At 47.3% G+C, this 9,928-nt stretch carries 8 protein-coding genes, 7 tRNA genes and 1 other RNA gene; 14 read left to right on the top strand and 2 right to left on the bottom strand.

Annotated elements, in window-relative coordinates:
- From NW212_RS01880 to NW212_RS01815, 14 genes are all read left to right on the top strand, one after another.
- Window positions 1–749, top strand: a 749-nt coding sequence (locus tag NW212_RS01880) for a hypothetical protein (protein WP_258336952.1), incomplete at its 5' end; no start/stop codon positions are given.
- Window positions 750–892: 143 nt separating this feature from the next.
- Complete coding sequence (locus NW212_RS01875; protein ID WP_258336951.1) at window positions 893–1,165, top strand: ACT domain-containing protein; 273 nt, start codon at window positions 893–895, stop codon at window positions 1,163–1,165.
- Window positions 1,166–1,200: 35 nt separating this feature from the next.
- Complete coding sequence (locus NW212_RS01870; RefSeq protein ID WP_258336950.1) at window positions 1,201–2,565, top strand: PFL family protein; 1,365 nt, start codon at window positions 1,201–1,203, stop codon at window positions 2,563–2,565.
- 2 nt (window positions 2,566–2,567) lie between these two features.
- A complete protein-coding gene (locus tag NW212_RS01865) occupies window positions 2,568–4,868 on the top strand; it encodes an ATP-dependent helicase (RefSeq protein WP_258336949.1) in 2,301 nt (766 codons plus the stop codon).
- A gap of 25 nt (window positions 4,869–4,893) precedes the next feature.
- Window positions 4,894–6,051, top strand: a complete 1,158-nt coding sequence (nspC, locus tag NW212_RS01860) for a carboxynorspermidine decarboxylase (protein ID WP_258336958.1) — start codon at window positions 4,894–4,896, stop codon at window positions 6,049–6,051.
- A 119-nt stretch (window positions 6,052–6,170) separates the two neighbouring features.
- A tRNA-Gly gene (locus NW212_RS01855) sits at window positions 6,171–6,243 on the top strand.
- 43 nt (window positions 6,244–6,286) lie between these two features.
- Window positions 6,287–6,367, top strand: a tRNA-Leu gene (locus NW212_RS01850).
- A gap of 6 nt (window positions 6,368–6,373) precedes the next feature.
- Window positions 6,374–6,458, top strand: a tRNA-Leu gene (locus NW212_RS01845).
- Between the two features lie 17 nt (window positions 6,459–6,475).
- Window positions 6,476–6,548 (top strand) — tRNA-Gly (locus tag NW212_RS01840).
- Between the two features lie 43 nt (window positions 6,549–6,591).
- Window positions 6,592–6,672: transfer RNA gene (locus tag NW212_RS01835), tRNA-Leu, on the top strand.
- Window positions 6,673–6,679: 7 nt separating this feature from the next.
- Window positions 6,680–6,752 (top strand) — tRNA-Gly (locus NW212_RS01830).
- A gap of 25 nt (window positions 6,753–6,777) precedes the next feature.
- A tRNA-Gly gene (locus NW212_RS01825) sits at window positions 6,778–6,850 on the top strand.
- Window positions 6,851–6,992: 142 nt separating this feature from the next.
- Complete coding sequence (locus NW212_RS01820; RefSeq protein WP_258336948.1) at window positions 6,993–7,199, top strand: hypothetical protein; 207 nt, start codon at window positions 6,993–6,995, stop codon at window positions 7,197–7,199.
- A 56-nt stretch (window positions 7,200–7,255) separates the two neighbouring features.
- Entirely contained in the window at window positions 7,256–7,861 is a 606-nt protein-coding gene (locus tag NW212_RS01815; RefSeq protein WP_258336947.1) for a riboflavin synthase, read from the top strand.
- 48 nt (window positions 7,862–7,909) lie between these two features.
- Here the strand turns inward: NW212_RS01815 and NW212_RS01810 are convergent, their stop codons facing one another.
- On the bottom strand, window positions 7,910–9,223 hold the full coding sequence (locus tag NW212_RS01810) for a YihY/virulence factor BrkB family protein (RefSeq protein WP_258336946.1): 1,314 nt from the start codon (window positions 9,221–9,223) through the stop codon (window positions 7,910–7,912).
- 34 nt (window positions 9,224–9,257) lie between these two features.
- An RNA gene (gene rnpB, locus NW212_RS01805) (RNase P RNA component class A) lies at window positions 9,258–9,618 on the bottom strand.
- Between the last annotated feature and the right edge of the window lie 310 nt (window positions 9,619–9,928).

Genomic DNA, 9,928 nt, shown 5'->3' with positions numbered 1-9,928 from the left:
CGGACGATGTGTACACTTTCACCTACGAAGACCCGAAGACCGTACGCCTCGTGCAGACCAAGGACCATAGTTCTCCTTACACTTATATACTTCAATTGAATGAGGCGGGCGATGTGGGTCTGATGTACGAAGAAACCGTATATCCCACTACAACAGCCTGGCGTTTCGATTACGATGACAACCGCTACCTGCAGAAAGTTGTGGAAAACAATACATACGAGTTGGAGAATGGCGAGGATACTGCTGTTTTGAATCCGGGGACAACGGCTTCCACTCGGGCGTTTACTTACGCCCGCCTCATAATGGACTGGAAAGACGGAAACCTGATAAATACCGGAACTGATACCTATGGAATCATCTACGAGGACTTTATGGACTGGGAATATACTTCTTATTTGAATGAAACGCCTGACTTGGACTTCAACGTGATGAGTTCCCGTTCCTTGTTCGGCATCCATCATGATGGGCAATATGTAGACATTATAAACATGCTCTTTGCTCTCCGCATGCTGGGACAGAACAGCAGGAATTTGGTTAAGGAAGATTATGCGAATTGGGGATATGAAGTAGAAGAACCAGCTTCCAAGGCATCCGATCCGATCAAAGAAACCACTGACGGGGCTTATTGGGAACCGTTTGAATACAGTTTCACGGCTGAAAACTACCTGTCACGGGTAACTGCTCGTGGTGCCTTTGATGGTTTCGAGTCTTATGTTTATGAGGATGAATATATCTTTACGTACGAGTGAGAGGTCCTCTTTACGTGATGTTGTAAACGGCTGTTTGCACGATGGAGCAGGAGTGCGGAGCAAGAATTTATCTTCTTCCCACATCAGACTTTTGCCAAGATTTGTTTACCTTTGCCCTGTCAATTATATTTTACAGAAAAAACATGGACAGGACGATTATTACAGTAGTTGGAAAAGATACTGTAGGTATCATAGCCAAGGTTTGCACCTGGCTGGCAGACAACAATGTGAATATCCTTGATATCACGCAGACCATCGTGCAGGGATACTTCAACATGATGATGATTGTGGATATGGAGAAAATGGAGAAGCCCTTCGAGCAGGCTGTCAATGAACTGGATGAAGTGGGGCGGCAGATGGGCGTGCAGATCAAGTGCCAGAGAGAAGAAATATTCGACAAGATGCACCGCATCTGACAGCTGTTGTCGTACCTTAATATAATGCAGTTTTTATGATCAATATATCGGAGGTTATCGAAACCAATAAAATGATTGACCAGGAGAATCTGGATGTGCGCACCATTACGATGGGAATCAGTCTGCTGGACTGTGCGGACAGCGATCTGGATGTGCTCTGTCGGAAAATCTATGACAAAATGACGAGGCTTGCCCGCAACCTGGTGAAGACGGGCGAGGAAATCTCGAAAGAATACGGAATACCTATCGTCAACAAGCGCATTTCTGTTACGCCGATAGCTTTGGTGGGAGGAGCGGCATGCAATACTCCCGATGACTATGTGAAGATTGCGCTGACCTTGGATAAGGTGGCGGAAGAGTTGGGCGTGAACTTTATCGGAGGCTATTCGGCCATTGTTTCCAAAGGGATGACTCGCAGTGACGAACTGCTTATCCGTTCGATTCCGAAGGCTTTGGCGTGTACGGAGCGTATTTGCAGTTCGGTCAATGTAGGTTCTACAAAGACCGGAATTAACATGGACGCCGTGAAGCTGATGGGAGAAATCGTGAAAGAAACGGCCGAGATGACGAAAGAGCGTGACTCGCTGGGGTGCGCCAAGCTGGTTGTCCTGTGCAATGCTCCCGACGACAACCCCTTTATGGCCGGCGCGTTCCACGGCGTTTCGGAAGCGGATGCGATTATCAACGTAGGCGTCAGCGGTCCGGGCGTTGTGAAGTATGCGCTCGAGCAAATCCGTGGCGCCAGCTTTGAGGTGCTGTGCGAAACCATCAAGCGCACCGCGTTCAAGATTACCCGTGTGGGGCAGCTGGTGGCTCAGGAGGCTTCCCGCCGCTTGGGCGTTCCGTTCGGAATTATTGATCTTTCGCTGGCTCCTACACCGGCTGTGGGCGACAGCGTGGCTGAGGTTCTTCAAGAGATCGGACTTGAATATCCGGGAGCTGCGGGAACTACGGCGGCGTTGGCTTTGCTGAACGATCAGGTGAAGAAGGGGGGCGTGATGGCTTCATCGTATGTAGGAGGGCTGAGCGGAGCGTTCATTCCTGTGAGTGAAGACCAGGGGATGATTGACGCGGTTGAAGCGGGTGCCCTTGGCATTGAGAAGCTTGAGGCGATGACCTGCGTCTGCTCGGTCGGTCTGGATATGATTGCTGTTCCCGGCGATACTTCGGCTGCGACCATTTCGGGCATTATTGCAGATGAGGCCGCTATCGGAATGGTGAACCAGAAGACTACGGCTGTACGCATCATTCCCGCTGTCGGCAAGAACGTGGGAGAGAGAGTGGAGTTCGGAGGACTGTTGGGATATGCGCCCGTGATGCCGGTCAACCGCTTCAGTTGCGAGGCTTTTGTGAACCGTGGAGGCCGCATTCCCGCCCCGATTCATAGCTTTAAGAATTGAGTATGGCAGAGAGCAGTTATCTGGACGAACTGAACGAAAGTCAGCGCAAGGCTGTCCTTTATAACGACGGACCCATGCTGGTGATAGCCGGGGCCGGATCGGGAAAGACGCGCGTACTGACTTACAAGATTGCTTATTTGTTGGACCACGGTTATGAGCCGTGGTCTGTTCTTGCCTTGACTTTTACAAACAAGGCGGCAAGGGAAATGAAGGAGCGCATTGCGCGTCAGGTGGGCATCGACAGAGCCCGTTATCTGTGGATGGGTACGTTCCATTCCATCTTTTCGCGCATACTCCGGATGGAGGCGGAAAAGATCGGTTTCACTTCCAGTTTTACCATTTACGATTCGGCAGACTCGAAAAGTCTGATCGATGAAATCGTCAGGGAGATGGAACTTGATATAAAAGATTATAGGTCTAATAGGGTGTTAAGTTTGATTAGTAATGCGAAGAATCGTTTGCTATCTCCTGAAGATTACGCCAAGGATAAAGAACAAAGACGGATTGATAGTAGTCATAGCGTGCCTAAAGTGTATGAAATTTATTCTCAATATTGTATCCGATGTCATCAAAGGAATGTGATGGATTTTGATGATTTACTTGTCTACACCTATCAACTCTTTGAAACTCATCCGGAGATATGTGATTATTATGCAAGCTATTTTCGGTACATTTTGGTGGATGAATATCAGGATACTAATCTTGTGCAGCATAAGCTTGTGCTTAAATTATCAAGTAAACATCGACATTTATGTGTAGTCGGTGATGATGCTCAAAGCATTTATTCCTTCCGTGGAGCAAATATAGATTTTATTTTGTCGTTTGCTCGTGAGAGGAATGTTCGTGTGTTTAAGTTGGAACAGAATTATCGTTCTACACAAACTATTGTAAATGCTTCTAATAGTTTGATTAATAAGAATGAAAATCAAATTAGAAAGAATGTATTTTCTGAAAATGATAAGGGTGAACCTCTTTCCATTCTTCGTGCATTCAATGATATAGACGAGAGTGAAATCGTTGCTAATACGATTATAGAATTACATCATAAGGGATATGCTTATAATGATTTTGCAGTATTGTATCGTACTAATGCTCAAAGTACATGTTTTGAAAACACTTTTCGTAAGAAAGGTGTTCCATACCAAATATTCGGTGGAACTTCGTTTTATCAGTCTAAAGAAATAAAAAATATTATTGCTTATTTTCGTTTGGTTGTAAATTCTGATGATGATGAAGCTTTTAGGCGGATAGTTAATTATCCTACACGAGGTATAGGTGATACCACTTTTGTGAAATTAAAAAATGTAGCAAAACAAAAGAATGTAAGTTTATGGAAAATATTATGTGGAGATTTGAATGAAATGAAGCTGACAAAAACAAATATAACAAATCTTCATAGATTTCGTGAGTTGATAGAAAGTTTCAAAAGAGATTTGACGGTAAAAGATGCAGAAGAGTTAGGACATGATATAATATGTAATTCAGGTATAATTGGTAATCTGAACAGAGGGTTGACACCAGAAAATTTAAGCCAATTGGCGAAAATAGATAATCTTTTGAATGATATAAAGAGGTTTTGCGAGAAAAAGAGAAATGATGGGTCTTCTAATATTTTCTTAGCAGATTATTTGATGGAAGCAGCTTTGCTGACAGATGCTGATAGGGATGATAATGATGTTCCTAAAGTAATGTTGATGACTGTTCATTCAGCTAAAGGATTGGAGTTTTCTAATGTTTTTGTTGTAGGAATGGAGGATGGACTTTTTCCAGATGTGACTTCTGAGGTGGAAGAAGAACGTCGTTTGTTTTATGTAGCAATAACTCGTGCTGAAACCCATTGCTATTTAACTTATGCTAAATGTCGTTATAGATATGGAGAACTTATTCGTTGTCACCCAAGTCCTTTTTTGAAAGAAATAGATAGTTGTTTTCGTAAAGGGGTTATTGAAGAACAAGTATATAATTCGGGAATAAGTCAACCGCATTGGGGTAAAGATAAAGAATTGAGTCTTTCTGGTTGTTCGATGTTTGACGGAGGGGAGATGCCGCAGGAGCCGCATCGTTTTGTTGCTCCCCGCAAGTTGCGGAAAATCGATTCCTCGTCCGTGCCGGCATCTTCAAGTGTCGGGCAAATGTCCGGAGATTCACTGGAGGGAAAGCACATCGAGCACGAGCGGTTCGGACGGGGAGTGGTAGAGAAGGTAGAAGGCGCAGGCGACAACCGCAAGGCTACCGTACGTTTTGAAAATGCCGGAGTCAAGCAGCTGCTGCTGAAGTTTGCCCGCTTCAAAGTATGTGAATAACGGAATAAAGAAAAGAAAGATGATGATAAAAGATATGAACCAGATTCCTTCCCCCTGCTATGTGATGGAGGAAGAGCTGCTCAGAAAGAACCTGAGCCTGATAAAGCATGTGGCCGATACGGCCGGAGTGGAAATCATTTTGGCTTTTAAGGCATTCGCCATGTGGAAGTCGTTCCCGATTTTCCGCGAGTACATACATAGCACGACAGCCAGCTCGGAATATGAGGCGCGGCTTGCGTTTGAAGAGTTCGGGAGCAAGGCGCATGCCTATTCACCGGCTTATACGGGGCAGAATTTTCCTTTGTTCCTGAAGTATTGCAGCCATATCACCTTCAATTCGCTTTCTCAGTACGAGCGTTTTTATCCGATGGCGAAAGGAAAGCCGGTTTCGTGCGGCATTCGCGTGAATCCGGAGTATTCGGAGGTGGAGGTAGAACTTTACAATCCGTGTGCTCCCGGAACTCGTTTCGGGGTTACTTCTGATTTGCTTCCCGAACGTTTGCCTGAAGGCATCGAAGGCTTTCATTGCCATTGCCATTGCGAGTCGAGCTCGTATGAACTGGAGCGCACATTGGCTCATATCGAGGAGAAGTTCAGCCGTTGGTTCCCTCAGTTGAAGTGGCTGAATCTGGGCGGAGGCCATCTGATGACCCGCAAGGATTATGATGTCGACCATCTGATACGCTTGCTTCAAGGCCTTAGGTCGCGCTATCCCCATCTGATGATTGTCCTGGAGCCTGGCTCTGCATTTGCCTGGCAAACCGGGCCGTTGGTGTCGTCGGTAGTTGACGTGGTTGAGAGCAGGGGGATCCGCACAGCCATTCTTGATGTAAGTTTTACTTGTCACATGCCCGATTGTCTGGAGATGCCTTATCAGCCCCGTGTGCGCGGAGCGGAGTCGCTGCCTCCCGAGGCGGTGAAGAATGCGGCTCCGGAGGATCATGTTTACCGTCTTGGAGGAAACAGTTGCCTGAGCGGGGACTATATGGGAAGCTGGAAATTCGATCACGAACTTCAGGCGGGCGACCGGATTGTGTTTGAGGATATGATCCACTATACGATGGTGAAGACGACAATGTTCAACGGCATCCATCATCCGTCTGTCGCTTTGCTTCATACTGGAGGGGAACTGGAGATTTATCGCACGTTCCGCTACGAAGATTACCGCGACAGAATGTGCTGAAACGTGCTTTTGAATGATATTTTAGGGAAAAACGGTAAAAAAAAGCCCATAAGTTTTGGAGGTTTCAGAAAAAACACTACCTTTGCACTCGCAATTGAGAAACAGATAGCTCAAAAGTTGCGGAAATAGCTCAGTTGGTAGAGCACAACCTTGCCAAGGTTGGGGTCGCGAGTTCGAGTCTCGTTTTCCGCTCAATCAGACAAAGTGTTGCGCTGATGGGCCGAAAGGCCGTAATGCCCAGGTGGCGGAATGGTAGACGCGCACGTTTCAGGTGCGTGTGTCGAGAGGCATGCAGGTTCGAGTCCTGTTCTGGGCACTTATTGGAGGAATGGCGGAATTGGTAGACGCGCTACTTTGAGGGGGTAGTGACAATTTATGTCGTGTGAGTTCGAGTCTCATTTCCTTCACGAAAAAAATGAATATTGCGGAAATAGCTCAGTTGGTAGAGCACAACCTTGCCAAGGTTGGGGTCGCGAGTTCGAGTCTCGTTTTCCGCTCAATCAGACAAAGTGTTGCGCTGATAGGCCGAAAGGCCGTAATGCCCAGGTGGCGGAATGGTAGACGCGCACGTTTCAGGTGCGTGTGTCGAGAGGCATGCAGGTTCGAGTCCTGTTCTGGGCACTTTGTTGCGGAAATAGCTCAGTTGGTAGAGCACAACCTTGCCAAGGTTGGGGTCGCGAGTTCGAGTCTCGTTTTCCGCTCATAGCTAGTCGTATTTTTCATGATGCGGAAATAGCTCAGTTGGTAGAGCATAACCTTGCCAAGGTTAGGGTCGCGAGTTCGAGTCTCGTTTTCCGCTCGGTCAATTTGTTGAGAGGTCAGTTACACTGGTTTCTCTTTTTTTGTGTCTTTTTCTTTCCGCTTTTTTCCGATTTTATTTTGTGTTGAAAGGATGTAATTATATATTTGTCCCCGAATTTTTATACGGTAAAAAGATAGTTATGGAAACTTATGACATTTATTTTTCTGACGGTCGTTTGAGCGACAATAAAGGATTTGCTATCCGTTCGTCGGAAAAGGCCATTCACATGGCCGAAGACATGCTGGTAAAGGGAAACACGTATATCGACGATTATGCGGGCGGAACAATATCGGTTGTGAGTTCGGAGGGCAAGACCGTGTGGAGCAGGCCGATTCCGAAAAAGTGAGGTTGCCGGCTGCTCGTGGCCGGTTTTATATTCAAATAATCAAAATATGATATATTATGTTCTCGGGAATAGTAGAAGAATACGCTGAAGTAGTAAAGATTGTAAAGGAGCAGGAAAACCTGCATCTTACGTTGAAATGTTCGTTTGTGGATGAATTGAAGATTGACCAGAGTGTTTCTCACAACGGGGTGTGCCTGACTGTGGTCTGCATTCAGGACGGCACGTATACGGTGACTGCCATGAAAGAAACCATCGAGCGTTCGAACATCGGACTGCTGAAGGTGGGCGATAAGGTGAATGTGGAACGAAGCATGATGATGAACGGCCGTCTGGACGGACACATCGTGCAGGGGCATGTGGATCAGACGGCGACTTGCATTGCCAAGGAGGATGCGGAAGGAAGCTGGTATTACACTTTCCGGTATGAGTTTGACCGGGAAATGGCAAAGCGCGGTTATTTTACTGTTGACAAGGGTTCGGTAACCGTGAACGGGGTGAGCCTGACCGTGTGCAATCCGACAGAGGATACTTTTCAGGTGGCTATAATTCCCTATACTTATGAGCACACGAATTTCCACACGCTGGAAGTAGGCAGTGTGGTCAACATTGAGTTTGACATCATCGGCAAGTATCTGAGCCGGATGATGCAGCTGACAAAATAAGGGCCGCAGGTTTGTGCGGTTGGGCTGAAAGGCCTGCAGGAGTTTGTCCTACAGGTCTTTCAGCAATACCTTGCAGGTTTTTGAATAATATTCGTTTCTTGATTCCGTCAGGATTTTCCATTCGCTGCTGAACACTTTGTCCTTGTCTATCTTGAAATTCTCAGAGCCTTTTGTATAGAGCCGGTTCAGCACCATTCCCACGCTCAGCTGGTTGATGTCTATCGAAGGCTGGTAGGCCGTTTCTTCGCTTTTCTTGTCGTTTGCCACTTCATGGATGATTCCGGTTTCTTGCAGGAGGTAGAGGATTTTTCGGGTCAGCCGCAGAGGAATCTGGTTTTCTTCCGAAAGCTGGATGGCTGTATATGGCGGCTCGTTCTTTTCGAAGCGCTTGGTGATGAGCGACATGATCAGAATCACGATGAAGTCGCGGTAGCGCAGGCTGATGTTGCGCGTGTCTTGTTCAAAGTTGAAGCTTTTGATGTTTTGCCCCGCATAAGTGAGTTCGGCGCCGAAGAGGCAGATGGTCCATGAGATGTGCAGCCAGAGGAGGAAGAGGGGAAGGGCCGCGAAGCTTCCGTATATGGCGTTGTATTTCGATACCCACAGCTGGCTGTTGATATAGAGGTACTGAAACGCCTGAAAGGCGGTTCCGGCGATGATTCCGGCAACCAGCGCATGCTTGAACCTTACTTTTGTGTTGGGCATGAACACGTAAAGCCCCGTAAACATGAACCACGTAAATATATAAGGTATAAGCCGTATGAGAAACTGGAATATGGGAGCCAGCAGGGCAAAGTCTTCCATTTCTTTCAATGTCGTGGTGGTGAAGATGGAGAGTCCCGCCGAAACGACGATGAGGATCGGTGCCAGCAGTATCATTGAAAAAAAGTCGGTGATCTGCCGGTAAACCGAGCGCTGGCGTTTCACCTCCCAGATGCGGTTGAAGGTGATTTCGATTTCCATCACCAGATTGATCACCGTCCAGAAGAGCAAGACAAGTCCGAAGCCCAGGAATACGCCGCTTTTGGTTTGCGCCAGATAAGATTGTGTGAACGAAAGGATGGCTTCCGCCGCTTCCGGGCTTCCTCCGAAGTTGCTTTTGATCTGCTCTTCCATGACATTGTCGAACCCGAATCCGCGCGCGATGGCGAACAGCACGGCCAGAATCGGCACGATGGCAAGCAGGGTGCTGTAGGTAAGGGCCGAAGCCTTGTTGATAAGCCGGTCGTTGGCGAACCGGGTTATACAGATGTATACGGTCTTGATGATGTTGTAGAGTGCGTATGTGCTTTTTGTCACTTCGCTTTCCGTGATGCGCCAGATGTCATACGTCAGGAATCTCCAGATTTGGGCGATTTTCATTTTTCCGATACGTTTGGGTATTTTTCATAAAAAAAGAAGCAGACGGCCTGTAAGCCGGGTTCTGTCACCCTGCAAGCAGGGGCGTCTGTCATTTATCTACGCCTGCCGTCACCGGCAGGCTCCAGCGGTCTACCCTCCGACGTGGGGCGAGCAACCCTCGTTGATGCCGGTTTACATGACCTTACAACTCCTAAGATGCACAGCCCGCACATCGCTGTGCGGCTGGTGGGCTCTTACCCCGCCTTCTCACCCTTACCTCCCGGTTAGGAGGCGGTTGTTTTCTTCTGCATTACTCCGCCCTCGCGGACAGCTTTCTGTTAGGAAGTAGGATGCTCTGCGTTGCCCGGACTTTCCTCTTCTGCCGTAAAGGCATCAGCGACAGACCGGCCGACTGCTTCTTTGGTTCTGCAAAGGTACGCAAATAAAACGAATCGCGGGCCTGACGGATGAAAAATATTTGCTGCGGCTGCGTGCTTCAGAATATCGGCTTCTGAACTTCAGACGACATCGTGGTTTCTGCAAACGGCATCGTGGTTTCTGCAAACAACGCTGTGGTTTCTGCAAACGACATCGTGGTTTATAGAATATGTTCCGGATGTCCGTCTTTTCTCAGGTATTGTGCCGATTTGTCAGACGGGGCAAAAATGACTGATAACGAATGTAAATTTGGCAGAATTGGCAGTTAACTGCGGTTAATCGCTTTGC

Source organism: Bacteroides sp. ET225, assembly GCF_024733745.1.
GTDB lineage: Bacteria > Bacteroidota > Bacteroidia > Bacteroidales > Bacteroidaceae > Phocaeicola > Phocaeicola excrementipullorum.
This window is presented reverse-complemented; position numbering and strand designations above follow the sequence as displayed.

Coding starts and splice junctions, on each gene's coding strand:
- NW212_RS01870 (WP_258336950.1), top strand. CDS start 1,201: ATGATCAATATATCGGAGGTTATCGAAACCAATAAAATGATTGACCAG.
- NW212_RS01820 (WP_258336948.1), top strand. CDS start 6,993: ATGGAAACTTATGACATTTATTTTTCTGACGGTCGTTTGAGCGACAAT.
- NW212_RS01815 (WP_258336947.1), top strand. CDS start 7,256: ATGTTCTCGGGAATAGTAGAAGAATACGCTGAAGTAGTAAAGATTGTA.
- NW212_RS01810 (WP_258336946.1), bottom strand. CDS start 9,223: ATGAAAATCGCCCAAATCTGGAGATTCCTGACGTATGACATCTGGCGC.
- NW212_RS01865 (WP_258336949.1), top strand. CDS start 2,568: ATGGCAGAGAGCAGTTATCTGGACGAACTGAACGAAAGTCAGCGCAAG.
- NW212_RS01875 (WP_258336951.1), top strand. CDS start 893: ATGGACAGGACGATTATTACAGTAGTTGGAAAAGATACTGTAGGTATC.